At 57.2% G+C, this 26,535-nt stretch carries 17 protein-coding genes, 2 tRNA genes and 4 rRNA genes; 9 read left to right on the forward strand and 14 right to left on the reverse strand.

Annotated features, from left to right (window positions below; genetic code table 11):
- Positions 1-141 precede the first annotated feature (141 nt).
- From H045_RS21555 to H045_RS21600, 10 genes are all read right to left on the reverse strand, one after another.
- Complete coding sequence (locus H045_RS21555; protein WP_015373424.1) at positions 142-2,103, reverse strand: DUF7844 domain-containing protein; 1,962 nt, start codon at positions 2,101-2,103, stop codon at positions 142-144.
- A complete protein-coding gene (locus tag H045_RS21560) occupies positions 2,100-2,420 on the reverse strand; it encodes a DUF2388 domain-containing protein (protein ID WP_003233774.1) in 321 nt (106 codons plus the stop codon). Before H045_RS21560 ends, H045_RS21555 begins: the two co-directional genes overlap by 4 nt.
- A 17-nt stretch (positions 2,421-2,437) precedes the next feature.
- Positions 2,438-2,755 (reverse strand): DUF2388 domain-containing protein, encoded by a 318-nt coding sequence (locus H045_RS21565; RefSeq protein WP_015373425.1) that lies wholly within the window; start codon positions 2,753-2,755, stop codon positions 2,438-2,440.
- Positions 2,756-2,864: 109 nt separating this feature from the next.
- Entirely contained in the window at positions 2,865-3,185 is a 321-nt protein-coding gene (locus H045_RS21570; RefSeq protein WP_003233778.1) for a DUF2388 domain-containing protein, read from the reverse strand.
- Positions 3,186-3,507: 322 nt separating this feature from the next.
- A complete protein-coding gene (locus H045_RS21575; protein WP_003233780.1) occupies positions 3,508-3,723 on the reverse strand; it encodes a DUF1127 domain-containing protein in 216 nt (71 codons plus the stop codon).
- 318 nt (positions 3,724-4,041) lie between these two features.
- Positions 4,042-5,535, reverse strand: coding sequence for an acetyl-CoA hydrolase/transferase family protein (locus H045_RS21580; RefSeq protein ID WP_015373426.1), 1,494 nt, complete (start codon positions 5,533-5,535; stop codon positions 4,042-4,044).
- A gap of 177 nt (positions 5,536-5,712) precedes the next feature.
- Positions 5,713-7,149, reverse strand: coding sequence for an NAD(P)(+) transhydrogenase (Re/Si-specific) subunit beta (locus H045_RS21585; protein WP_003233784.1), 1,437 nt, complete (start codon positions 7,147-7,149; stop codon positions 5,713-5,715).
- Positions 7,149-7,469, reverse strand: a complete 321-nt coding sequence (locus tag H045_RS21590; RefSeq protein ID WP_003233786.1) for an NAD(P) transhydrogenase subunit alpha part 2 — start codon at positions 7,467-7,469, stop codon at positions 7,149-7,151. The genes H045_RS21585 and H045_RS21590 overlap by 1 nt, the downstream gene beginning before the upstream one ends.
- 15 nt (positions 7,470-7,484) lie before the next feature.
- Complete coding sequence (locus H045_RS21595) at positions 7,485-8,606, reverse strand: Re/Si-specific NAD(P)(+) transhydrogenase subunit alpha (RefSeq protein ID WP_015373427.1); 1,122 nt, start codon at positions 8,604-8,606, stop codon at positions 7,485-7,487.
- Positions 8,607-9,057: 451 nt separating this feature from the next.
- Positions 9,058-9,957, reverse strand: a complete 900-nt coding sequence (locus tag H045_RS21600; RefSeq protein WP_015373428.1) for a LysR family transcriptional regulator — start codon at positions 9,955-9,957, stop codon at positions 9,058-9,060.
- Between the two features lie 157 nt (positions 9,958-10,114).
- Here H045_RS21600 and H045_RS21605 point away from each other — a divergent pair, with 157 nt between their 5' ends.
- The 9 genes from H045_RS21605 to H045_RS21645 all read left to right on the forward strand — a co-directional run bounded on the left by H045_RS21605 (position 10,115) and on the right by H045_RS21645 (position 20,757).
- Positions 10,115-11,296, forward strand: coding sequence for an acyl-CoA dehydrogenase (locus H045_RS21605; protein WP_003233792.1), 1,182 nt, complete (start codon positions 10,115-10,117; stop codon positions 11,294-11,296).
- Between the two features lie 13 nt (positions 11,297-11,309).
- Positions 11,310-12,530, forward strand: a complete 1,221-nt coding sequence (locus H045_RS21610) for a CaiB/BaiF CoA transferase family protein (protein ID WP_003233795.1) — start codon at positions 11,310-11,312, stop codon at positions 12,528-12,530.
- Positions 12,531-13,152: 622 nt separating this feature from the next.
- Positions 13,153-14,689: ribosomal RNA gene (locus H045_RS21615) — 16S ribosomal RNA — on the forward strand.
- Positions 14,690-14,771: 82 nt separating this feature from the next.
- Positions 14,772-14,848 (forward strand) — tRNA-Ile (locus H045_RS21620).
- A 30-nt stretch (positions 14,849-14,878) separates the two neighbouring features.
- A tRNA-Ala gene (locus tag H045_RS21625) sits at positions 14,879-14,954 on the forward strand.
- 247 nt (positions 14,955-15,201) lie between these two features.
- Positions 15,202-18,093 (forward strand): 23S ribosomal RNA (locus H045_RS21630).
- A gap of 151 nt (positions 18,094-18,244) precedes the next feature.
- Positions 18,245-18,360 (forward strand): 5S ribosomal RNA (rrf, locus tag H045_RS21635).
- Positions 18,361-18,469: 109 nt separating this feature from the next.
- Positions 18,470-18,585: ribosomal RNA gene (gene rrf / locus H045_RS21640) — 5S ribosomal RNA — on the forward strand.
- The 16S, 23S and 5S rRNA genes sit together here with 2 tRNA genes alongside, the layout of an rRNA operon.
- Before the next feature lie 291 nt (positions 18,586-18,876).
- Positions 18,877-20,757 carry a methyl-accepting chemotaxis protein gene (locus H045_RS21645; protein ID WP_015373429.1) on the forward strand — a complete coding sequence of 627 codons (1,881 nt, stop codon included), beginning with the start codon at positions 18,877-18,879 and terminating at the stop codon, positions 20,755-20,757.
- A 43-nt stretch (positions 20,758-20,800) separates the two neighbouring features.
- Here the strand turns inward: H045_RS21645 and H045_RS21650 are convergent, their stop codons facing one another.
- From H045_RS21650 to H045_RS21665, 4 genes are read right to left on the reverse strand one after another with little or no spacing between them, the layout of a single operon-like run.
- Positions 20,801-21,259: an SRPBCC family protein gene (locus H045_RS21650; protein WP_041931549.1), complete on the reverse strand. Its 459-nt coding sequence runs from the start codon at positions 21,257-21,259 to the stop codon at positions 20,801-20,803.
- Positions 21,260-21,280: 21 nt separating this feature from the next.
- The gene (locus H045_RS21655; RefSeq protein ID WP_015373431.1) at positions 21,281-24,652 is read right to left on the reverse strand and encodes an amino acid adenylation domain-containing protein; all 3,372 of its coding nucleotides are present in this window, start codon (positions 24,650-24,652) and stop codon (positions 21,281-21,283) included.
- The gene (locus tag H045_RS21660) at positions 24,649-25,596 is read right to left on the reverse strand and encodes a diiron oxygenase (RefSeq protein ID WP_015373432.1); all 948 of its coding nucleotides are present in this window, start codon (positions 25,594-25,596) and stop codon (positions 24,649-24,651) included. The genes H045_RS21655 and H045_RS21660 overlap by 4 nt, the downstream gene beginning before the upstream one ends.
- The gene (locus H045_RS21665) at positions 25,593-26,351 is read right to left on the reverse strand and encodes a DUF3050 domain-containing protein (RefSeq protein WP_081602910.1); all 759 of its coding nucleotides are present in this window, start codon (positions 26,349-26,351) and stop codon (positions 25,593-25,595) included. The genes H045_RS21660 and H045_RS21665 overlap by 4 nt, the downstream gene beginning before the upstream one ends.
- Between the last annotated feature and the right edge of the window lie 184 nt (positions 26,352-26,535).

Here is a 26,535-nt window from a genome sequence, read left to right on the forward strand (position 1 = left end):
GCGTAAGCTTTCAGCCAGCTTTCGCCGGGGAAACAGGGGACACACGGTAAAAATTTCAGGCTGCTTGAATTTATACAGCCTGGCTTTATGTGGGAGGGGGCAAGTTCCCTCTCACATTTGGACTGTGTTGCAACACAGGGTCTACGGCAGTTCGAGACCACCAGCGGCTTTATGGAGACTGCGCAGGTGTTCGCCGACTTGCTTGAGGTTAGCCTCGCACGCGGCGATCTCGGCGGCGCGGGATGGCTCCAGCAGCGCCCTTACCTCCTTATCCAGCTCACCGGTCAGCGATTGCAGTTGCTTCTGGCGTTCGGCGCTTTCCGATTCCAGGCGCTTGGCTTCGGACGGCTGCGGCAGGCCGTAACCGCTGCTGCCGAGCAACTCCGCCGGGCGGCTGAGAAAGCCGCTGTTGGCGAGGATCTGTTGCAGCGTCGCGTTGGCCTTCTCCATGCCGCCATTCTTCAGCTCGCGGGCACCGAGGTAGCGTTGTTTGACTTCATCCTGGGCCAGCATCAACTGTCTGCGAAAGCTGGCCTGCTCCAGCAGCAGCAAGGCAGCGCTGGTGCGCAGGTCGGCCTGGCCGAACCATTGACGGCGCTCTTCGGCACTGAGCGCCAACCAGTCTTCGACCTCGGCCTGCTTGATCGGCAGGTATTTGCGTAGCACATCGAACATCGCCTGATAGCGCTCGCGGAACGAGTCGAAGTGATAACCCAGGCGCAGCGCCTTGCGTTTGTCGTCCAGTACGCTGGTGTCCGCCAGGCCCCGTGCCTGCAGAACTTCAAGCAGGCCGTTGGGGGTAATGTTGTCCAGCCCGGTCAGTTGCGGGTTGGCACTGCCGCTGCGCAACAGCTTGAGGCTTTCGACGGCGCAGTTATTGGAAATGAAGAAATAGTTGCCGTCGTAGCTCCAGTGCATCTCGGCGGCGTGTTCGACGGTGTCGTTGATTTCCTGACGTGACAGCTTCAGGGGCACGGAGGCGAGGCCGCGCAGCTCGGTCTTGGTGTACTCGTCGATCACCTGGGCCAGCGGCAGCACGAACAGGCGTGAAGGGTACTTGCCCACCAGGCCATCCCAGCTCGACAGCTGTACGTCACCGACGAATGCGCGGTAGGACAACACCAGGTGCTGGTCCAGGTCCAGCCGGCAATCCGGGCCGCGAGGGCGTCCGGGGGCGCAGATCACCAGCCGCAGCATGCTGTGGCCCCAGCGGCTGACCAGGTTCTGGTTGGCTTCGGCGAGCAGGTAATCAATTTCGTAGACGCGCTCGGGATCGACGTGGCCCAGTGGCGTTTTGGCAAAGTCATTGCCGGCATTGAGAAAGGCGTAGGTCTTTTCGCAGGCATCCTGCTGGGGAGGAGCCCAGCCGAAGTGTTTCTTGTAATAGCGGAACAGCGAAGGGCGACGGCAGGCGTAGCTCGGATCAAGGAGGAAGTACTCCATGTTGACCGCCACGAACTCCAGCGGGCTGGTGGTTTCGTAGAGGTCAGGGCTGCGCGCGATCTGGCGGTTGTGCTGTTCGCGTTCGCCGCGCCGGCCCACATATTGCGGCCAGCCGGCGATGTCCAGCAGGCGTGGATCATCGCTGAGGGTGAAGCGGCGGTTGTTCTGCCCACGGCATTCGTCCGGCAGGCCGATCAGACCGGTGATGCTGTTCTGGCGGCTGCAGCGGTTGATCAGCGCGCGGTCGTCCTTGGACCACAGGCGCGCACGGTCATAGATGTGGGTCAGTTCATGCAGCACGGTGGCGAGCATTTCCCGGCGCACGGTGCCGTGGGGGCGGTGGGTCTTTTGGGTGGCGGCGCTGCCGTCGGTGAGGCTGGCGAGCAGGTTGCGGTTGAGGTCCAGCTCGGACACCAGTGAGGCTTGGCCATAAGCGTTTTCGGGCATCTGGTCGGTCCAGCCGACATCGATGCGGCGGTCCAGTTGCTCGATAAAACGGGGCGGCAAGGCGCTCATCGCTTCATCGAGCAACGCCTGGCTGGCTTGCTGTTCGGCGGGGCTCAGACCGTCGGTCTTGAGCCGCAGTTGCAGGCTGGCCTGGGCTGCGCCGCCACCTAGCAGCACAGTCCCGGCCAGGAGCCAGGCGACCAGGCGCCTCACAGAGCGAGAATAGCTTCGGCGAGGGTCTGGTCAGTGGCATCGCGGGCTTCGGGCACGCGGGTGCGCAGGGTATCGAAAGCGGCTTCGAGTTGTGCGCCACGGATCTCGCCATTGGTGGCGACGAAACTGGCGGCATCATCGTGGGCTTCGCGCACAACTTTGGAGTCGCGGATGGAGGTGGTGGTGTCCGAGGTGAAATCGATGGTGCGCGCAGAAGCGCGGACGACGATGTTACTGGTGGCCTTGAGGGTTTGCGCCTGGGCGACATCGGCCAGGAACAGCAGGCCGAGGGCGGCGACGATCAGCGGGCTACGCATGGAATGGCTCCAGAATATTAAGATGACGATTGGACGAGAATTGCCTGCGCCAGTTCAAGGTCGCTTGCATGAAGTTTTGGCCGGGTGCGGCGCAGGTAATCCAGCGCGGACTCCAGACGTGCGCCTCGCCATTGGCCGTCAGTGGCAATGAAAGCGGCAGCATCATCCCGTGCGGCCAGTATTCTTTTTCTGTCGAAGGGTGCAGACGTCACCTTGCTGGTGGCATATACGCTGACGACGGTGCTCTGCACGGTCACATCAAAGGCCGAAGCCAACGGTGACCAGCCGACGCACATCAACAAGGCAACGGTGAAGAGGCGGTAAGAAAAAGCCATGGGACTCGACGCTTGAAAACGAGCGCCAAGGCTAGCGCAATGCCCCAGCGAGAGCCAGCGCAGCGGCGTTCGGGAGCGGCTGGCGCTCCCTTTTCCTACACCGCTGTTATCAGATGGCCAGAATTGCCTGGGCCAGTTGTGCATCGGTGGCGGTATTGAGCTGCGGCGCTTGTTGGCGGATCTGCGCCAGGGCGCTCTCCAGCTTCACGCCACGGATGGCGCCTTCACTGGCAACAAAACTGGCGGCATCGTCACGGGCGGCGCGTACGACTTTGTTGTCGCGCAGGGAGGACGTGGCGTCGGAGGTTGCATCGGATGTGGCTTTCAGCGCGCCGACGATGGAGTCGGTGGTGACGATAAAGCTGCTGGCGTGAGCATTGGTGGCCACAACAAGAAGCGTGGCAGCGCTCAACAGGCGAAGACGGGACATGGGGTGACTCCTGTGGATGGACAATCAAGGTGGCGCAGTGGGCAATTGTTGCCGTTGGGCATAAGACGTCAGCTGTACACGGTCTGCCACGTAGTACCGGGATATTAGGCTGCGGCTTGAGTGTTCGGGTAGTTTTATATCGCCGCCAAAATTGTACCTGTCTAAAAATTCATTTAAAGAACTGTACCGTTTGTATGCAAGTTGCTTTAAGTCCAGGCGTCGAATACAACAAAGCCCGCCACCGGTCTCCCGGGGCGGGCTTTGTTTTGACAAATCAGGTTGCTGGCGGGGGACCTGGAAGGTCAGGGCCAGCGAGCGCCAATCAGCGCCAGAACGGCTTGCTCAGCTCTTCGTAGCGTTGAGCTTCGCTGATACCGGCATCAGCCAGCAGGCGCGAATCCAGTCGAGCCAGTTGGTGGCGGCTGGAGATGCGGCGCTGCCACAACATCAGGTTGGCGAGAACGCGCAAAGGCATGGAAGCCTGGTTGTTTACAGCTTTTTCTTCGAAGAACAGTTCGGAACTGAGTGTACGTTCCATGATTGCATCCTTCCGCTTATGGCGGGATTAGGTAGTGGTTTAACTGATGCCAATCATCCTCTTCGAGCGCAAGACTCTCCAGATACAGTTCCCCTGTATTGTGAGGGCCCAGTTAACTGTTTAGAGGTGCTGTACTGTACGTAAATGGGGCAACTGTACTTGTCCGCACTGAAATGGGGCGAAATATGCAATTTCGCCGCGAGCTGTGGGATATTTCAGTAAGAAGTCACCGGTACAGCAGTACAGTTTTTTACATAATCACGGGCGATGGTTGCGAGCTGAGCAAACTGTGTGTGCATCAGCTCGGATCTGTATCCATCACGCCTTGAGCATATGCCCGGTTTCTTCCAGGTTAATGTGCCAGCTCAGTGCTTCGCGCAGGATGTGCGGCGTGTGCCCGCCGACAGCGCAGGCCGCTTCGAAGTAACGGTTGAGGGCATCGCGGTACGCCGGGTGCACACAGTTGTCGATGATTACCCGTGCACGTTCCCTTGGCGCCAGGCCTCGCAGGTCGGCCAGGCCGATTTCGGTCACGAGGATATCGACGTCATGCTCGGTGTGGTCCACATGGCTGACCATCGGCACCACGCTGGAAATCGCGCCATTCTTGGCAATCGACTTGGTGACGAAGATCGCCAGGTGTGCATTGCGCGCGAAGTCGCCGGAGCCGCCGATGCCGTTCATCATCCGCGTGCCGCAGACGTGGGTGGAGTTGACGTTGCCGTAGATGTCGAACTCCAGCGCCGTGTTGATACCGATAATGCCCAGACGCCTGACTACTTCAGGGTGGTTGGAAATTTCCTGTGGTCGCAGTACCAGCTTGTCCTTGTAGTGTTTCAGGTTGCCGAACACGTCCGCATTGCGCCGTTCCGACAATGTGATCGAGCTGCCGGAGGCGAAGCTCAGCTTGCCGGCGTCGATCAGGTCGAATGTCGAATCCTGCAACACTTCCGAATACATGGTCAGGTCTTCGAACGGCGATTCGATCAAGCCGCACATTACCGCGTTGGCGATGTTGCCGATGCCGGCCTGCAGCGGGCCGAGCTTGTTAGTCATGCGCCCGGCATCGACTTCCTGCTTGAGAAAGTTGATCAGGTGATCGGCGATGCCCTGGGTGTCGCTGTCCGGTGGCGTCACGGTCGAAGCCGAATCCGCCTGGTTGGTGATGACGATGGCGACGATTTTTTCCGGCGGGATCGCAATTGCGGTGCTGCCAATGCGGTCGTCGACGTTCACCAGCGGTATCGGTGTGCGAGTCGGCCGGTACGTGGGGATATAGATGTCGTGCAACCCTTCCAGGTTCGGGTTGTGGGCCAGGTTGATCTCGACGATCACCCGCTTGGCGAAGATCGCAAAACTGGCCGAATTGCCCACCGATGTGGTGGGCACGATATGCCCCTGCTCGGTAATAGCGATCGCTTCGATCACGGCAATGTCCGGCAACTTGAGCTGGCTGTTGCGCAGTTGCTCAACGGTTTCCGACAGATGCTGATCAATGAACATCACTTGGCCAGCGTTGATCGCCTTGCGCAGTGTGCTGTCGACCTGGAACGGCATGCGGCGCGATAGCACACCGGCTTCGGTCAATTGCTTGTCCAGATCGTTGCCCAGGCTGGCACCGGTCATCAGGGTGATTTTCAGCGGTGACGTCTTGGCGCGTTCGGCCAGGGCGTGGGGGACGGCCTTGGCCTCGCCGGCGCGGGTGAAGCCGCTCATGCCGACGGTCATGCCGTCCTCGATCAGTGCGGCGGCGTCGGCCGCGCTCATGACCTTGTTCATCAATGAAAGCAAGCGGATACGATCACGGTACATGGATAGTTATCTCGGACTACGGAAGCAAAGTGCGCAGTTTAGTCATTTCAAAAAGTTTCGGCGCGCTACCATGGTCGCATGCCAGGCCTTGATTTAGAGCCTTTGGTCGGTTTTGCCCGCGCATAAAAAACCCCAGCCTACGACAGGCCGGGGTTTGGTGTATTGCGCTGGAGCAGGTTACTCGACGGCCTTGACCATCTCTTCAATGACTTTTTTGGCATCACCAAAGACCATCATGGTCTTGTCGAGGTAGAACAGTTCATTGTCCAGGCCGGCATAACCGCTGGCCATCGAGCGCTTGTTGACGATGATGGTCTTGGCCTTGAACGCCTCCAGGATCGGCATGCCGGCGATCGGCGAGTTCGGGTCGTTCTTGGCGGCCGGGTTGACCACGTCGTTTGCGCCCAGCACGAGCACAACGTCGGCCTGGCCGAACTCGGAGTTGATGTCCTCCATCTCGAACACCTGGTCGTAGGGCACTTCCGCCTCGGCCAGCAGTACGTTCATGTGCCCCGGCATACGGCCGGCCACCGGGTGGATTGCGTACTTCACGGTGACGCCGCGGTGAGTGAGTTTTTCGGTCAGTTCCTTGAGCGCATGCTGCGCGCGCGCCACGGCCAGGCCGTAGCCTGGCACGATGATCACGGTGTCGGCGTTGGTCAGCAGGAAGGTCGCGTCGTCGGCCGAGCCGGACTTCACCGGGCGTGTTTCTTTCGACCCTGCCGCCGCACCGGCATCCGGCGCATTGCCGAAACCGCCGAGCAGTACATTGAAGAAGGAACGGTTCATGGCCTTGCACATGATGTACGACAGGATCGCACCGCTGGAGCCCACCAGTGAGCCGGCGATGATCAGCATCGAGTTGTTCAGCGAAAAGCCGATGCCCGCCGCGGCCCAGCCGGAATAGCTGTTGAGCATCGACACCACCACCGGCATGTCGGCACCGCCGATGGGGATGATGATCAGCACGCCCAGTACGAACGCCAGGGCCAGCATCAGCGCAAAGGCCGTGAGGTTGCCAGTGAGCATGAACAGCAGGCCCAGGCCCAGTGTTGTCAGGCCGAGCACGAGGTTCAGCTTATGCTGACCCGCGAACTGTACTGGTGCGCCCTGAAACAGGCGGAACTTGTACTTGCCCGACAGTTTGCCGAAGGCGATCACCGAACCGGAAAAGGTGATGGCGCCGATGGCTGCGCCGAGGAACAGTTCCAGGCGGTTACCGGCAGGGATCGCGTCACCCAGCTGTTTGACGATACCCAGGGACTGCGGCTCGACCACAGCGGCAATCGCAATAAATACCGCAGCCAGGCCGATCATGCTGTGCATGAATGCCACCAGCTCCGGCATCTTGGTCATTTCCACGCGCTTGGCCATGATCGAGCCGGCGGTGCCGCCGATCAGCAGGCCGACGATCACGTAGCCGATACCGGCCGTCGCCAGTTCAGCGCCCAGCTTATAGATGAGGCCCACGGTCGTCAGCACCGCCAGCGCCATGCCGAGCATGCCGAACAGGTTGCCACGCCGCGACGTGGTGGGGTGTGACAGGCCCTTGAGAGCCTGGATGAAACAGATCGAGGCGATCAGGTAAAGCGTCGTGACAAGGTTCATGCTCATTATTTCTGCACCTCTTCTTTAGCCTTGGGCGCTTTCTTCTTGAACATCTCAAGCATCCTGCGGGTTACCAGAAAACCGCCGAATACATTCACCGCCGCGAGGGCAACGGCCAGGGTGCCCATGGTCTTGCCCAGTGGGGTAACCGTGAGGGCGGCTGCGAGCATGGCGCCGACGATCACGATCGCCGAGATTGCGTTGGTCACGGCCATCAACGGCGTGTGCAACGCAGGGGTGACGTTCCAGACCACGTGATAACCGACATAGATCGCCAGCACAAAGATGATCAGGTTGTAGATACCTGGGGAGATAAGCTCTTCCATTGTCTGAATCCCTGCTTAGGCGTTTTTGCGGATGACTTGGCCGTCGCGGCACATCAGGCACGCGGCGACGATGTCGTCTTCGAGGTTGATTTCAAACTGCCCTTCCCTGGTGAAAACCAGCTTCAGGAAGTCCAGCAGGTTGCGCGCGTACAGGGCCGAGGCGTCGGCGGCCACGGTGCCGGCGAGGTTGGTCGGGCCGCAGATGATCACGCCGTTTTCCACGACGACCTGATCGGCGACGGTCAGTGGGCAATTACCGCCTTGAGCGGCAGCGAGGTCGATGACCACCGAACCTGGCTTCATTTGCGCGACGGTCTCGGCGCTGAGCAAGGTCGGCGCCTTGCGGCCAGGGATCAGGGCGGTGGTGATGACAATATCGGCCTGCCTGGCGCGTTCATGCACGGCCACGGCCTGACGCTGCATCCAGCTCGCGGGCATTGGGCGTGCGTAGCCGCCGACCCCGACGGCGCACTCGCGCTCTTCATCGGTTTCGTAGGGCACGTCGACGAACTTGGCGCCGAGAGACTCAATTTGTTCCTTTACTGCCGGGCGCACGTCGGAGGCTTCGATCACTGCACCCAGACGTTTCGCCGTGGCGATGGCCTGCAGGCCCGCAACGCCGGCGCCAAGGATCAACACGCGCGCCGCTTTCACGGTACCTGCGGCGGTCATCAGCATTGGCATGAAGCGCGGGTAGTGGTGTGCGGCCAGCAACACCGCCTTGTAACCGGCGATGTTAGCCTGAGAAGACAGCACGTCGAGGCTTTGGGCGCGTGATGTACGCGGCGCCGCCTCGAGAGCGAAGGCAGTAATCCCATGCCCGGCGAGCCTGGCGATGGTTTCGTTGCTGAAAGGGTTGAGCATGCCCACCAGGACGCTATCGCTTTTGATCAGCGCCAGTTCGCTGTCGCTGGGCGCCGCCACCTTGAGAATCAGCTCGGCGCCAAAGGCATCGTTGGCGCTGCCAATGATTGCGCCCGCCGCTTCATAGGCACTGTCGACGATGCTGGCCTTGGCGCCTGCTCCGCTTTGTACCGTGACCTTATGGCCCTGGCCGATCAGCTTCTTGATGGTTTCCGGGGTGGCAGCCACCCGCGTTTCACCGGTCTGGGTTTCGAGAGGAACACCAATGTGCACGTCAAATCTCCTGCATGATCTTTTTGCTTTTGATCTTTTTGTAAAAAGGCCAGTGCGCCGCGAGTGGCGCAACTGGGGCGGCCGATCAGCACGGCCCCGCAAAAATGACAGCGGGGCGCGGCATTTTGCAGGCGAACTTTACGGCCTTCAAGGGATTATGACGGGTGACGAATAATTAACTACAAGTCACCGTGTGACTGATTGTCGCAGTATCGGAACGTAATCTCTTTAACTTCATAGAGTTAGCGGGATAACAGTGTTTATAGCGTGTTTTTTAGTGACTGCCATAAAACGTCGCGCATTGAACAATGAGAGTCGCTGAAAGCCTTGGAAATAATGAGGTTTAGGCTTTTTTGATCAGGAAGGTACGGTCGGCTAAATTGCGACATATAAATATATCTGTAGGGCTTTATGTAGTCTGACTACAAGGTCAGCAATTCTGTTTTGTCCTTTAAATGCTGGGGTTGTAGCGCCGCGACTGCTCAAGCAGCCAGTCTTTGAAAGCGTGCAGCGAGGCAGATTCGACCTTTCTCTCGGGAATCATAAGGAAATAGGCTTTGGAACTGTTCAGCGCTTCCGGGTTAGCGATCACCAAACGCTGATCTTCAAGCTCTCGCTGGATAAGGAAAGGCGGAATCAGGGCTATGCCCATGTCGTGCATGGCTGCCTGGGACAGCATCGAGAACAGTTCGTAACGGGGGCCTGTCATGTCGCGGGGTACGCTCAGCTGCTGGGCATTGAACCAATGGCGCCAGGCATAAGGGCGCGTGGTCTGTTGCAGCAGTGGCAGTTCAGCTATTTCCTGTGGGCTGAAATGCTTTCGTGTGCCGAGCAAGCCTGGACTGCAGACCGGAACGGGGTTTTCGCCCATCAGTCTGTGGGATTCGGTACCGGACCAGTCGGCGTCGCCAAAGTAGATGGCTGCGTCGAATTCCGTGTCTGCAAACAGGAAGGGGCGCGTGCGGTTGGTCAGGTTGACGGTGACTTCCGGGCGCTGATGCTGGAAGTCCTTCAAGCGTGGGATCAGCCATTGCGTACCAAAAGTCGGCACCACGGCCAACTCGATGACATTGGTGCCCTGCTGGCCCATCACCGACAAGGTGTCGCGCTCCACGGCGTCCAGTTGCGTGGCAACTCTGCGGCTATAGGACAACCCCGCTTCGGTGAGTTTGACGCCACGTCGCGATCGTCGAAACAGTTCCACACTCAAGAACTCCTCAAGGCTGGCAATTTGTCGACAAATGGCGCCTTGGGTAATGGATAGCTCGTGGGCCGCCTTGGTAAAGCTCTCGTGACGGGCTGCGGCTTCGAAGCTGACGAGGGCGGTGGTGCTGGGGATTTTTCTGCGCATGTACCGTGCTCTCACATCAAAGGCGCGTCTGCGGTGATCTTGAGTATTACGAAGTGACAAATTATCACAAGGCTATGCGGAAACCTCGTTTGCCGTCTCCTCTTGGCCGACCTACGCTGCATGCACGACTTCTGATTCTCCCCCCGAGGACTTATTCATGGCTGGCAAGGCAAGCTTCAACTGGATCGATCCACTCCTGCTGGATCAACAGCTCACCGAAGAAGAGCGCATGGTGCGCGACACGGCCGAGCAATTCGCGCAGGACAAGCTGGCGCCGCGCGTACTTGAAGCCTTCCGTCATGAAAAGACCGACCCTGCCATCTTCCGTGAAATGGGCGAAACCGGACTGCTCGGGGCAATGATTCCCGAGCAGTACGGTGGCAGCGGTTTGAATTACGTCAGCTACGGGTTGATTGCTCGCGAAGTGGAGCGTGTCGATTCGGGTTATCGCTCAATGATGAGTGTGCAATCGTCACTGGTCATGGTGCCAATCAATGAGTTCGGTACAGAGGCGCAGAAACAGAAGTACCTGCCGAAGCTGGCGTCCGGCGAGTGGATCGGCTGTTTTGGTCTGACGGAACCTGACCATGGTTCCGACCCGGGCGCGATGATAACCCGCGCGCGCAAAGTGGATGGGGGCTACAGCCTTACCGGTGCCAAGATGTGGATCACCAATAGCCCGATCGCGGATGTGTTCGTGGTGTGGGGAAAGGACGATGCCGGTGATATCCGTGGGTTTGTCCTGGAGAAAGGCTGGAAGGGCCTGAGTGCTCCGGCGATCCATGGCAAGGTGGGTCTTCGTGCGTCCATTACCGGTGAGATCGTGATGGAAAACGTATTTGTACCGGAAGAGAACATTTTTCCCGACGTGCGTGGTTTGAAGGGGCCTTTCACGTGCCTCAACTCGGCGCGCTACGGAATCTCATGGGGCGCGTTGGGTGCTGCGGAATTTTGCTGGCACACCGCTCGCCAATACACCCTTGATCGCCAGCAGTTCGGGCGACCACTGGCCGCTACCCAGTTAATCCAGAAGAAGCTGGCCGACATGCAGACCGAAATCACCCTGGCCTTGCAAGGTTGCCTGCGTCTGGGGCGGATGAAAGACGAGGGGACGGCTGCTGTAGAGATTACATCGATCATGAAGCGCAACTCGTGCGGCAAGTCGCTGGATATCGCGCGTATGGCGCGGGATATGCTGGGTGGCAACGGGATCTCCGATGAGTTCGGCGTGGCGCGTCACCTGGTCAATCTTGAGGTGGTCAACACCTATGAAGGCACCCACGATGTACATGCCTTGATTCTGGGGCGTGCGCAAACCGGTCTCCAGGCTTTCTATTAATAGGAGCATGGGCATGGGCGCGCTTTCGCATTTACGAGTACTGGATTTATCGCGGGTGCTCGCGGGGCCATGGGCCGGGCAGATTCTTGCGGACCTTGGGGCTGAGGTGATCAAGGTTGAGCGACCGGGTAAAGGTGACGACACTCGAGCATGGGGGCCTCCGTTCCTTAAGGACGCCTACGGCGAGAATACGAGTGAGGCGGCGTATTACCTTTCGGCGAACCGTAATAAGGAGTCGGTGACCATCGACTTCACTCGGCCGGAGGGTCAGAAGCTGGTGCGTGAGCTGGCAGCCAAGTCAGACATTCTTATCGAGAATTTCAAGGTGGGTGGTCTTGCCGCGTATGGGCTGGACTATGAGTCGCTCAAGGCAATCAACCCGGAGCTGATTTATTGCTCGATTACGGGGTTTGGTCAGACCGGTCCGTATGCGTCGCGCGCGGGTTACGACTTCATGATCCAGGGTTTAGGTGGGCTCATGAGCCTGACCGGTCGGCCCGAGGGCGAGGAGGGGGCGGGGCCCGTCAAGGTTGGGGTGGCGTTGACGGACATTCTGACTGGGCTTTACTCAAGCGTAGCGATCCTTGCGGCGCTGGCGCATCGCGACCATGACGGTGGCGGGCAGCATATAGATATGGCGTTGCTGGATGTGCAGGTGGCTTGTCTGGCTAATCAGGCAATGAACTACCTGACCACAGGTGTTTCGCCCAAGCGCCTGGGTAATGCTCATCCGAACATCGTGCCGTATCAGGATTTTCCCACCGCCGATGGCGATTTCATCCTGACGGTGGGTAATGACGGGCAGTTTCGCAAGTTTGCTGAAGCTGCCGGGCAGTCGCAGTGGGCGGATGATGCGCGTTTTGCCACTAACCAGATGCGGGTGGCTAATCGAGCGCAGCTGATCCCGCTGATTCGCCAGGTCACCGTTTTCAAGACGACAGCCGAGTGGGTGTCATTGCTGGAGCGGATCGGTGTGCCGTGTGGACCGATCAATGATCTTGCGCAGGTGTTTGCCGATCCGCAGGTAAAGGCGCGCGGCCTGGCGATGGAGCTGCCTCATGTGCTGGCGGGGAGGGTGCCTCAGGTAGCCAGCCCTATGCGGCTGTCCAAGACGCCTGTTGAATATCGAAGCGCGCCTCCTCTATTGGGTGAGCATACGGCCCAGGTGCTACAAACGGTACTGGGGTTGGGGCCTGAGAAGGTCGCTGTTCTGAGGGCAGCTGGAGTTGTCTGATCTATCTCTTCTATATAGAAGGAGTAGGTTGTTGATGATTTTTTAATCAATCCTAACTAATTGATAAAGAATACAAAATTAAGGGTTGACGGCAGATTCTGGAAGTCTATAATTCGCCCCACTTCCGGCGCAGTCGAAACGGAAAACTCCTTGGTAAACAAGTAGTTACGCAGAATTCGACAGCGAGTTGCTTCAGGTCATCGAAGCCCAGAAGGAGTTGATAGTGCAGTGTTGTTTGGCGCTATTAGCGTTTCGATCTTCTCGATCGAAAGCTGAGAAAAATAGGTGTTGACAGCAGCGTGTAACGCTGTAGAATTCGCCTCCCGCTGACGAGAGATCGGAAGCGCAAGTGGTTGAAGTTGTTGAAGAATTCTTCGAAAGCTTCTGAAAATAATCACTTGACAGCAAATGAGGCTGCTGTAGAATGCGCGCCTCGGTTGAGACGAAAGATCTTAACCAACCGCTCTTTAACAACTGAATCAAGCAATTCGTGTGGGTGCTTGTGTAGTCAGACTGATAGTCAACAAGATTATCAGCATCACAAGTTACTCCGCGAGAAATCAAAGAATAACCAACGATTGCTGAGCCAAGTTTAGGGTTTCTTAAAAACCCAAAGATGTTTGAACTGAAGAGTTTGATCATGGCTCAGATTGAACGCTGGCGGCAGGCCTAACACATGCAAGTCGAGCGGTAGAGAGAAGCTCGCTTCTCTTGAGAGCGGCGGACGGGTGAGTAATGCCTAGGAATCTGCCTGGTAGTGGGGGATAACGTTCGGAAACGGACGCTAATACCGCATACGTCCTACGGGAGAAAGCAGGGGACCTTCGGGCCTTGCGCTATCAGATGAGCCTAGGTCGGATTAGCTAGTTGGTGGGGTAATGGCTCACCAAGGCGACGATCCGTAACTGGTCTGAGAGGATGATCAGTCACACTGGAACTGAGACACGGTCCAGACTCCTACGGGAGGCAGCAGTGGGGAATATTGGACAATGGGCGAAAGCCTGATCCAGCCATGCCGCGTGTGTGAAGAAGGTCTTCGGATTGTAAAGCACTTTAAGTTGGGAGGAAGGGCAGTTACCTAATACGTGATTGTTTTGACGTTACCGACAGAATAAGCACCGGCTAACTCTGTGCCAGCAGCCGCGGTAATACAGAGGGTGCAAGCGTTAATCGGAATTACTGGGCGTAAAGCGCGCGTAGGTGGTTTGTTAAGTTGGATGTGAAATCCCCGGGCTCAACCTGGGAACTGCATTCAAAACTGACTGACTAGAGTATGGTAGAGGGTGGTGGAATTTCCTGTGTAGCGGTGAAATGCGTAGATATAGGAAGGAACACCAGTGGCGAAGGCGACCACCTGGACTAATACTGACACTGAGGTGCGAAAGCGTGGGGAGCAAACAGGATTAGATACCCTGGTAGTCCACGCCGTAAACGATGTCAACTAGCCGTTGGAAGCCTTGAGCTTTTAGTGGCGCAGCTAACGCATTAAGTTGACCGCCTGGGGAGTACGGCCGCAAGGTTAAAACTCAAATGAATTGACGGGGGCCCGCACAAGCGGTGGAGCATGTGGTTTAATTCGAAGCAACGCGAAGAACCTTACCAGGCCTTGACATCCAATGAACTTTCTAGAGATAGATTGGTGCCTTCGGGAACATTGAGACAGGTGCTGCATGGCTGTCGTCAGCTCGTGTCGTGAGATGTTGGGTTAAGTCCCGTAACGAGCGCAACCCTTGTCCTTAGTTACCAGCACGTCATGGTGGGCACTCTAAGGAGACTGCCGGTGACAAACCGGAGGAAGGTGGGGATGACGTCAAGTCATCATGGCCCTTACGGCCTGGGCTACACACGTGCTACAATGGTCGGTACAGAGGGTTGCCAAGCCGCGAGGTGGAGCTAATCCCATAAAACCGATCGTAGTCCGGATCGCAGTCTGCAACTCGACTGCGTGAAGTCGGAATCGCTAGTAATCGCGAATCAGAATGTCGCGGTGAATACGTTCCCGGGCCTTGTACACACCGCCCGTCACACCATGGGAGTGGGTTGCACCAGAAGTAGCTAGTCTAACCTTCGGGAGGACGGTTACCACGGTGTGATTCATGACTGGGGTGAAGTCGTAACAAGGTAGCCGTAGGGGAACCTGCGGCTGGATCACCTCCTTAATCGACGACATCAGCTGCTCCATAAGTTCCCACACGAATTGCTTGATTCATTGAAGAAGACGATAAGAAGCAGCCCGAAATTGGGTCTGTAGCTCAGTTGGTTAGAGCGCACCCCTGATAAGGGTGAGGTCGGCAGTTCGAATCTGCCCAGACCCACCAATTTTGTGTGGGAAACGCCTGTAGAAATACGGGGCCATAGCTCAGCTGGGAGAGCGCCTGCCTTGCACGCAGGAGGTCAACGGTTCGATCCCGTTTGGCTCCACCACTACTGCTTCTGTTGTATGAAAGCTTAGAAATGAGCATTCCATTGTGATGATGGTGAATGTTGATTTCTAGTCTTTGATTAGATCGTTCTTTAAAAATTTGGGTATGTGATAGAAAGATAGACTGAACGTTACTTTCACTGGTAACGGATCAGGCTAAGGTAAAATTTGTGAGTTCTCTTAATTGAGAAATTCGAATTTTCGGCGAATGTTGTCTTCACAGTATAACCAGATTGCTTGGGGTTATATGGTCAAGTGAAGAAGCGCATACGGTGGATGCCTTGGCAGTCAGAGGCGATGAAAGACGTGGTAGCCTGCGAAAAGCTTCGGGGAGTCGGCAAACAGACTTTGATCCGGAGATGTCTGAATGGGGGAACCCAGCCATCATAAGATGGTTATCTTACGCTGAATACATAGGCGTAAGAGGCGAACCAGGGGAACTGAAACATCTAAGTACCCTGAGGAAAAGAAATCAACCGAGATTCCCTTAGTAGTGGCGAGCGAACGGGGACTAGCCCTTAAGTGGCTTTGAGATTAGCGGAACGCTCTGGAAAGTGCGGCCATAGTGGGTGATAGCCCTGTACGCGAAAATCTCTTAGTCATGAAATCGAGTAGGACGGAGCACGAGAAACTTTGTCTGAATATGGGGGGACCATCCTCCAAGGCTAAATACTACTGACTGACCGATAGTGAACTAGTACCGTGAGGGAAAGGCGAAAAGAACCCCGGAGAGGGGAGTGAAATAGATCCTGAAACCGTATGCGTACAAGCAGTGGGAGCCTACTTTGTTAGGTGACTGCGTACCTTTTGTATAATGGGTCAGCGACTTATTTTCAGTGGCGAGCTTAACCGAATAGGGGAGGCGTAGCGAAAGCGAGTCTTAATAGGGCGTCTAGTCGCTGGGAATAGACCCGAAACCGGGCGATCTATCCATGGGCAGGTTGAAGGTTGGGTAACACTAACTGGAGGACCGAACCGACTACCGTTGAAAAGTTAGCGGATGACCTGTGGATCGGAGTGAAAGGCTAATCAAGCTCGGAGATAGCTGGTTCTCCTCGAAAGCTATTTAGGTAGCGCCTCATGTATCACTGTAGGGGGTAGAGCACTGTTTCGGCTAGGGGGTCATCCCGACTTACCAAACCGATGCAAACTCCGAATACCTACAAGTGCCGAGCATGGGAGACACACGGCGGGTGCTAACGTCCGTCGTGAAAAGGGAAACAACCCAGACCGTCAGCTAAGGTCCCAAAGTTATGGTTAAGTGGGAAACGATGTGGGAAGGCTTAGACAGCTAGGAGGTTGGCTTAGAAGCAGCCACCCTTTAAAGAAAGCGTAATAGCTCACTAGTCGAGTCGGCCTGCGCGGAAGATGTAACGGGGCTCAAACCATACACCGAAGCTACGGGTATCACGTAAGTGATGCGGTAGAGGAGCGTTCTGTAAGCCTGTGAAGGTGAGTTGAGAAGCTTGCTGGAGGTATCAGAAGTGCGAATGCTGACATGAGTAACGACAATGGGTGTGAAAAACACCCACGCCGAAAGACCAAGGTTTCCTGCGCAACGTTAATCGACGCAGGGTTAGTCGGTCCCTAAGGCGAGGCTGAAAAGCGTAGTCGATGGAAAACAGGTTAATATTCCTGTACTTCTGGTTATTGCGATGGAGGGACGGAGAAGGCTAGGCCAGCTTGGCGTTGGTTGTCCAAGTTTAAGGTGGTAGGCTGAGATCTTAGGTAAATCCGGGATCTTAAGGCCGAGAGCTGATGACGAGTGTTCTTTTAGAACACGAAGTGGTTGATGCCATGCTTCCAAGAAAAGCTTCTAAGCTTCAGGTAACCAGGAACCGTACCCCAAACCGACACAGGTGGTTGGGTAGAGAATACCAAGGCGCTTGAGAGAACTCGGGTGAAGGAACTAGGCAAAATGGCACCGTAACTTCGGGAGAAGGTGCGCCGGTGAGGGTGAAGGACTTGCTCCGTAAGCTCATGCCGGTCGAAGATACCAGGCCGCTGCGACTGTTTATTAAAAACACAGCACTCTGCAAACACGAAAGTGGACGTATAGGGTGTGACGCCTGCCCGGTGCCGGAAGGTTAATTGATGGGGTTAGCTAACGCGAAGCTCTTGATCGAAGCCCCGGTAAACGGCGGCCGTAACTATAACGGTCCTAAGGTAGCGAAATTCCTTGTCGGGTAAGTTCCGACCTGCACGAATGGCGTAACGATGGCGGCGCTGTCTCCACCCGAGACTCAGTGAAATTGAAATCGCTGTGAAGATGCAGTGTATCCGCGGCTAGACGGAAAGACCCCGTGAACCTTTACTATAGCTTTGCACTGGACTTTGAATTTGCTTGTGTAGGATAGGTGGGAGGCTTTGAAGCGTGGACGCCAGTCTGCGTGGAGCCAACCTTGAAATACCACCCTGGCAACTTTGAGGTTCTAACTCAGGTCCGTTATCCGGATCGAGGACAGTGTATGGTGGGTAGTTTGACTGGGGCGGTCTCCTCCTAAAGAGTAACGGAGGAGTACGAAGGTGCGCTCAGACCGGTCGGAAATCGGTCGTAGAGTATAAAGGCAAAAGCGCGCTTGACTGCGAGACAGACACGTCGAGCAGGTACGAAAGTAGGTCTTAGTGATCCGGTGGTTCTGTATGGAAGGGCCATCGCTCAACGGATAAAAGGTACTCCGGGGATAACAGGCTGATACCGCCCAAGAGTTCATATCGACGGCGGTGTTTGGCACCTCGATGTCGGCTCATCACATCCTGGGGCTGAAGCCGGTCCCAAGGGTATGGCTGTTCGCCATTTAAAGTGGTACGCGAGCTGGGTTTAGAACGTCGTGAGACAGTTCGGTCCCTATCTGCCGTGGACGTTTGAGATTTGAGAGGGGCTGCTCCTAGTACGAGAGGACCGGAGTGGACGAACCTCTGGTGTTCCGGTTGTCACGCCAGTGGCATTGCCGGGTAGCTATGTTCGGAATAGATAACCGCTGAAAGCATCTAAGCGGGAAACTAGCCTCAAGATGAGATCTCACTGGAACCTTGAGTTCCCTGAAGGGCCGTCGAAGACTACGACGTTGATAGGTTGGGTGTGTAAGCGCTGTGAGGCGTTGAGCTAACCAATACTAATTGCCCGTGAGGCTTGACCATATAACACCCAAGCAATTTGCGTCGAAAGGCCAGATTGCGGTGTGTGAAGACGAGATGAACCGAAAGTTCGACGCTCACAAAGCACCGACAGCTGTCACATACCCAATTTGCTGAAGCGAGGCCATCTGGTCACGACTCAGTACCCGAATTTCTTGACGACCATAGAGCATTGGAACCACCTGATCCCATCCCGAACTCAGCAGTGAAACGATGCATCGCCGATGGTAGTGTGGGGTTTCCCCATGTGAGAGTAGGTCATCGTCAAGATTAAATTCCGAAACCCCATTTGCGAAAGCAGATGGGGTTTTGTTTTTGTAGAAGTCCATGAATTTTCACCGGCGTGTTGGTTTGTACAACGCTCTGGTACACAGAATTTCTTGACGACCATAGAGCATTGGAACCACCTGATCCCATCCCGAACTCAGCAGTGAAACGATGCATCGCCGATGGTAGTGTGGGGTTTCCCCATGTGAGAGTAGGTCATCGTCAAGATTGAATTCCAGAACCCCTGTCTGCTAGCGCAGACGGGGGTTTTTTCGTTTAAAGACCTAGATCAGGACTTTGGCTCACCCATATCACTCGAGCGTGAGAGTACTTGTACGATAACCATTGGTCGGCTGTCGTGTAGGAAATGAGAATACATCTCAAGCTTTCCTCAGTCCCTGCCGAAAGCCTGACGAGCCACGCGTGCCCCGAGATAGAGCGGCCGAAGAGCATGCCTATAGCGCTACATGGAACGTTCCACGCGGCACGCTCACCCCTTTGGCAAAAGAAGTCTAAAAAATGAATCTAAAGTTCAGTCATAAAATCCTGCTGGCTGCGTCAGGCGTTGTTGTTCTGGCCTTTGCGTTATTCACGCTTTACAACGACTACCTACAGCGCAGCACCATCAAACAAAATCTGGAGTCGTCCATCCAGCAGTCTGGTGAACTCACCGCCAGCAGTGTGCAGAACTGGCTCAGCGGCCGCGTACTGGTCCTCGAGAACCTGGCGCAAAACATCGCACACCAAGGCGCAACTGCCGACCTTCCTGGTTTGGTTGATCAGCCTGCACTCACCTCAAATTTTCAATTCACCTACGTAGGCCAAACCAACGGCGTGTTCACGCAGCGGCCTGACGCCAAGATGCCAGATGGCTACGACCCGCGTCAGCGTCCTTGGTACAAACAAGCTGTAACCGTCGATAAGCCCATGCTCACACCGCCCTATATGGCCGCGGTGGGTGGGCAGATCGTCACCATCGCCATGCCGGTCAAGAAGAATGGTGAGCTCTTGGGCGTTGTCGGTGGAGATCTGAGCCTGCAGACCCTGGTGAAGATCATCAATGCCGTGGACTTCGGTGGCATTGGTCATGCGTTCCTGGTCAGCGCCGACGGCCAAGTCATCGTCAGCCCGGACGAGGACCAGGTGATGAAGAACCTCAAGGATATCTACCCAGGCACCAGTCTGCGCATCGACAAGGTCAACCAGGACGTCGTCCTCAACGGTCAGGACCGCATCCTGTCGTTCACACCTATCACCGGCTTGCCAGGCGCGGATTGGTATATCGGTCTGTCGATCGACAAAGAAAAGGCTTACGCACCCCTGGGCAGATTCCGCACTTCAGCTCTGATTGCCATGGTGATCGCTGTGGTAGCGATTGCCGTGCTCCTGAGCCTGCTTATTCAAGTGCTACTGCGGCCCCTGACCACCATGGGCGCGGCAATGAAGGACATCGCCCAGGGTGAAGGTGACCTCACTCGCCGCTTGAATGTGACCAGCAAAGACGAGTTTGGCGAGGTGGGCAGTGCCTTCAACCAGTTCGTTGAGCGAATCCACGCCTCCATTTCCGAGGTGTCCTCGGCGACGCGTCAGGTACACGACCTGTCCCAACGCGTGATGGCCTCGTCCAACGCCTCCATCATCGGATCCGACGAGCAGAGCGCCCGCACCAACAGCGTAGCCGCCGCGATCAACGAGCTGGGCGCCGCCACGCAGGAAATCGCGCGTAACGCCGCAGACGCCTCGCAGCATGCCAGCGGTGCCAGCGAGCAAGCGGATGGCGGACGCAAAGTGGTTGAGCAAACCATCCTGGCAATGTCGCAGTTGTCGCAAAAAATTAGCCTGTCCTGCACTCAGATCGAAACGCTGAATGCCAGCACCGACAACATCGGCCACATTCTCGATGTGATCAAAGGTATCTCCCAGCAAACCAACCTGCTCGCGCTCAATGCGGCGATCGAAGCGGCGCGGGCCGGCGAGGCAGGTCGCGGCTTTGCCGTAGTCGCTGATGAGGTGCGTAACCTCGCTCACCGCACTCAGGAGTCGGCTGAAGAGATCCATAAAATGATCACCTCGCTGCAAGTGGGCTCGCGTGAAGCGGTAACCACCATGAACGCCAGCCAGGCTTCCAGCGAAGAGAGCGTCGAAGTGGCCAACCAGGCCGGCGAGCGGCTGGTCAGCGTGACGCAGCGAATTGTCGAGATCGACGGCATGAACCAATCAGTGGCCGCCGCCACCGAGGAGCAGACCGCCGTGGTAGAAAGCCTCAACGTTGATATCAACCAGATCAACCTGCTGAACCAGCAGGGCGTGGTCAACCTCAATGAAACACTGCGGGACTGCGATGCGCTCTCCCAGCAGGCCAGCCGATTGAAGCAGTTGGTTGACAGCTTCAAGCTCTGACTTTCGAGTGCAAAGCAGGAGCGAGTGCGCTCGCTCCTGCTGTTCAGCCGACTATCCGGCGCACATTCTCCAGCGCACTGTCGGCAAACGCTTGTGCAAACGCATCAAATTGCGCCTGGGTGGCTTCAACCGGTTCACCGATGATCGTCCAGGTTGCTCTGGAGCGACCGTCGTCCAGCGCCTCGACGCTCATCGCCGCCCACAGGCGCGCTATACCCATGGTGTTGTAGATCGTAGTCCAGGTCATGTGCATGGCGGCTTCATCCCGGCTGTTGAGTTGTTCAACCACGCAGTGACCGTCGTGAAAAAATTTGGTGCGCAAGGCACCGATGCCCGAGCCGGTCATTTCTATATGTGACAGGGCCGGAATAAAAGTATCAAAACCTGCAAAGTGACCGACCAAGGCCCACAGGCGAGCCGCTTTGCACTCGACGATAACGCAGGCCTGTACCGGTGCCGCACACGGATTTCGGATTAACGTATCCGGTTGTAGTGGTTTCATGAAAAAGGTCCTTAAAGCAGTTCACAGAAAGCCGACAGCCTTGAGGTAGTCGCAGCCCTGGCGAAGCAGCGCCGAAGTCTTTTCGGGGTAGTGCGCGCCCATCTTTTCCACACCATGACGTGCGTTGTCATGCCGGATCATTGAGGTGTCGCCGATGTCTTCGCCCAGCCCATCCAGATAAAACCCCAGCACCCCGAACAACGCGTTGTCTCGATCAACTGTTCGCAACGCCTGTTGCCAGTGCGCAACACTGACACGGTCGAAGGCATGCCCTGCCTGGCAGAACGCATCAAGGTAGTTGTCCCAACTCAGCGGCTGTGGGTTGTGCAAGTTGAAGACGTTGCGCTCGCTGTCGAACTGGCCGCAGTGAAAAGCGAGAAAACGCGCAAAAAAGTCCACCGGCATCAGGTCGAAGTTCACCTCCAGTCGAGGCACCAGACCCAGTTGCAGCGAGCCCTTGAGCATCAGCATCAGGCGATTTTTCCGGGGTTGGCAAACACCGTTGCGGCTGTTGAAACCGATGTTGCCCGGACGCAGTATGTTGACCCACGCGCCTTGGGCCACCGCACGCCCCAATAGCCGCTCAGCCACCCACTTGGAGAGGTTGTAGCCATTCTTGACGTAGATCGGCAGTGTCGCCGCCGCCGGTGACTCCAGAACGTGGCCGCCCGTATCGATGCTGCTGCAGGCCGACAGCGTTGAGATGAAGTTCATGACTTTCTTGCAGTGAGTCTCGCACAGGCGCAAACATTCCCGAACGGGGTGGACGTTGTCCGGTGCCAACAACGCATAGTCCATCACGTGGTTGACCTGTGCCGCGTTGTGCACCAGCACGCCAAACTCCCTTGCGAGCGCGTCATACACGTCGCAGGCCAGACCCAGGCGTGGCTGGCTGACATTGGCGGCGTACACCCGCACCCGGCTCATGTCCAGATGCTCCAGGCGATACTCCTTCAATGCCTGGCTCAATCTCGTTGCGGCCGGTTGGCCCGGCAACTCACGCACCAGGCACGCGATCTCTGTTGCGCCACCTGCCAGCAATGCTTCGACGACATGTATGCCAATAAAACTGTTGGCGCCCGTCACAATCACTTTGCGCCGATCGCCAGCCCGTGTCCCGGGCAGCACCGCCAGCACCTGTTCAGTTTGCGCATCGCGCACGGCCTGGCTGGATGCGGCATCGGGCAGCGCACTGTTCTCCATCAGCAAGGCGAGGGTGTTGATCGTCGGCCTTTCGAAGAAGCGATTGAGCGGCACACTGCGGCCGAATTGTTCACGAATTCTCAGCAACAGAGTCGACAGCAAAATGGAGTGGCCACCGAGGGTGAAGAAGCTGTCATCCAGCCCCAGATCATCCACAGGCACCCGCAGCAATTCACCCCATAGCCGCGCCAGTTGCCGTTGAAGTGGCGTATGCGCAGTGCGGCCATCGCCAGCCAATGAGGTTTGAACCGGCAACGCCAGCAAGGCCTGACGGTCGATCTTTCCGCTGCCGGAGCAGGGCAGGGCAGGCAGTTCGGCCCACACTTGGGGTTGCAGATAATCAGGCAACCACTGCCGCGCGTGTTGCTTGAGGTCGACCAGCGTAGCGTTGCCCTCCGGATGAGCGACTACCCCACGAATCCTGCCGTCGCGCTCGATCACCACCGCAACCTGACGAAACAGCTGACTGTCGCGCAGGCATTGCTCGATCTCCTGCGGCTCGACCCGCACCCCACGGATCTTTACCCGATCATCACGGCGTCCGCCGAGTTGTATGCCGTCGTCCGTCCATTTCGCGAGGTCACCACTGCGGTAGGCCCTGACAACCTGAGCGTCCGGCAGTGTCAGCTCGACAAAGGGACTGTCGAGTACTGGCGTGGCGCTCAAGTACCCCAGGCTCACCCCGGGCCCGACGATATACAACTCGCCCATGACCTGCTCATCCACGGGCTTCATGTCCTCGTCGAGAATCAGCACCTGACTATTGGCGATCGGACGCCCAACATTCGTGTTGCTATCTGTGCGCTGCAGCACGCGATGCGTCACCAGTACCGTGGCTTCGGTGGGGCCGTAGAGGTTGTGCAGGTGGCATTGGCCGGCCAGGCGTTCGATGACATGAGGTTCGCATGCTTCGCCACCCGTCAGCAGGTGGGTCAGGCCCAGCGGCTCATCCAGCGGCAGGATACCGAGTAGCGCCGGTGGCAGGAATGCGTGGGTGATGTGCTGCTGGTGAATCAATTCCACCAGTTGCTGTGGGTCACGCCGCTGCGCCTCACCGGGAATGATTAACTGCGCGCCGGCCATCAGGCTCGGGAAAATATCCATCAGCGATGCATCAAAGTGCAACGCGGCAAACTGCAGCACACGGCTCTGTTCACTCAATCCCATGCAACCACAGAACCAGGCGGTGAAGTGCGCCAGGTTGCCCTGGCTGAGTCGCACGCCTTTTGGTCGGCCACTGGTGCCGGACGTGAAGAGCATGATGCACGGAGCGCTTGGGTCTGGCCGAGGGGGCGGCAGCGGTGGCGCAGCATCTTGCAGGTCGCAACCACGCACATCCAGCGCCGTGAAGTGTTCACGCAGGGGGTGGTGGCCCTCATCGAGCAATACACGGGCGCCTGCGCTTTCCAGCATGGCCTGCTGCCGCCGGAGAGGATGCTCCGCAGCCACTGGCAGGTACACCGCGCCGCAGCCAAGAATCGCAAGGATGCTCGCGTACAGTGCAACTGACTTTTCCAGGCAGACCCCGACGATCGCTGACCCTTCAACACCCTCCAGCAGTGCTGCCAGCCTTTGCTGGATCGCCCAGGCCTGCGTCTGCAGTTGCCGGTAAGTAACGACCTCGCCCGCTATATACAGCGCGGGGCGCTCGGCGAAGGTAATGAGGCTGGCCTGCAGTCGCTTGATCATCGGCACTTGCGCCGCCCGCAGTAGCGCCGGGTCTGCCGTGCGATTGAACCGATGCAGGTAGGCCAGTGCATCCAGACTCTGCAAGTCCTGGTCAGGCCAGTCGTTGGCAAAGGCTGGCGAAACACACAGCTGCGGATCGCGTGCAAGGCGACTCACCTGCAGCGCCACCCACTCCACCAGCGCGCGTGTCGCTCGGCGACACAATTGATGGCCATTCCCGCTGGGCTCTTCGGCCACGTCCAGTACGCTCACCAGGCAATGGTCATGGTTGTAGCTGCGCAACTGCACTACAGGTAATCCAGACTCGGTCGGCGAGCCAATGCCCAGTCGCAGGCTCAGGCGCGGCGTTCCCGCCAATCGAATCGGCAGTGGCTGGCCGCCGTCGTCGATCACCAGATCAACGCCCTCGTCTGCGCTGCGATGACCATAGTCTTCCAGCTCTGCCCGCACAGCATTCAACGCCTTGCTGGTGCCGACCCATCCCACTGTCAGGCACCTCATGCCGCTCTCCCGGCCGGCGACAGATAGTCATCCACGGCCGCTGCCACGCTGGGCGTCTGGAGCAGACCGCTGTGCTGCAAAAACGTCATGATGTTGCCAACCAAGGGGTGCTGGCGGGTGATGGGAAACGCCAGTGCCTCCACCTCGTCTTTCAAGGCCTCACGGATGCGCGCGCTGACACCCAGATGTTCGATCAACTGCAGGTCGAAGGTTTTTTGCAGATCGTTGGTCAAGTAATGCATTAGAAACGTCGGCAGCACATGAGCGATGCTGTCGCGATCAGCCGGGCTGGCCGCCTGCCAATACAAATGCACCAGATTTGTCCAGAAACGGGCATGGCGGCCTTCGTCGAACAGGTGATCGGCCATCATGCCGCGGATGGACGACTTGACACTTTCGTCCCTGGAAAAAGCCGCCACCTCATGGGTCACGGTGTTTTCGGCAATCGCCACACCAATCAACTCCACGGCATCGCGCAGATGAGCAGGCGCCTGTGCCTGCGCTGCCGGCAGCGCGCGGCTGAGTTCGATCTGCCTGGGCAGTTCGAGGGGCTGGATGCCGGTCATGCTCAGGGTCTGATGCAGGAAATCCAATGCCACCAGTGCGTGGTAATCCTCGTCCACCACGACGGACATTGCGTCGTAGCGACAGGCCAGGGGGAAGGGGGGCGTGAAGCGATCCTTGGCAATGCTGCGGGCGGTCCTGTCGACAATTTCAGTCTCGAAAATCACTACATCATTGATGTATTTGTAAAAGCTTTGTACCAGCACAAAGTCTCGCCATTGCGCGCAGTGTTCGACGAACGTCGCACTCAATACCAGCGGCTGGCGGCACAGCGGGAAGATCAATTTGTCATCGTTTTCCAGCAGACGGCGCGGGCGCGTGCGCACGGTTGCGCGGTGCTCCCAATCGTCAGCGAAGGCGCAGTGATCGGTGATGCTCATGGATGCGCCTCCTGCAGCGAGGTTCGAAGGTCGTCCCAGAAATGGATCCGTTGCTCAATCGCGCTCAAGGCGAACGCTTCAGCCTGTTGCCGGCGATGCACGTCCCCACTGATCAGGCGCTCAAGCATCGCCCGCGCGCCGGGTTCATGGTCCTCGGCGTCCAATTGAATGTGGCGGTTGAGATAATGGCGCAGCATCGGCGCCTGGCTGATCAAGGCCGCGCTGCCTTGCAACAGGCGCCCAAACATGGCCGGTATGACGCTCTCACGGCCGTGCAGGAAGGCTGCCGCAACGCAGTGGGTAGGTGCGTCTAGCACGGTGTGCAGCGTGCTGCCGACAAACCGCGCCATGCCGGGCAAAATCTCTAAAGATTGCAACGCAACGTGAGCGTCTACCCCCTGGCGTTGAAGCGTGATGAAACGGTCGATGGCGACAGTGCTGGCACCTGTTTCAAGCATGCCCTCAAGGTACAACTCGAAATGGCTGCAATAGCCTGCGCCAGGATGTTCATCCGACTCCTCACCCAGCACGATCTCATTGATTAGCCGAGCGGCCAGAGGGTCGGTGGGAGGGAGCCAGGGCAACTGCGTGCCAGCCAGGTCCCGTTGCAGGCGTTTGGTGAGGCTCATGAAGTCCCATACAGCAAATACATGGCTCTGCATAAAAAGTTGTAACTTTCTGAGTGAAGTTATTTCATTAAATAAAGGATGACTGCATAGCTGCAGTTTTTTCTGCTCAATTAAAATTCGATACATGGTTGATGCCTATAAATTTGTTGCGACTGCGCTGACCGCAGAACGGCTTTATTGGTTTTGAACTAGACAGTCAGGATTTTTACCGGGCCGAGCGCGTAGCGGCGCATTTTCGAAGGCATGGACTTGCGCGGCCGGTTTAAGTGTCTGGTTTAGTGGCGCAGGATAATAAGCGGATTAAACGTTT

Source organism: Pseudomonas poae RE*1-1-14 (assembly GCF_000336465.1).
GTDB classification, from domain to species: Bacteria; Pseudomonadota; Gammaproteobacteria; order Pseudomonadales; family Pseudomonadaceae; genus Aquipseudomonas; species Aquipseudomonas poae.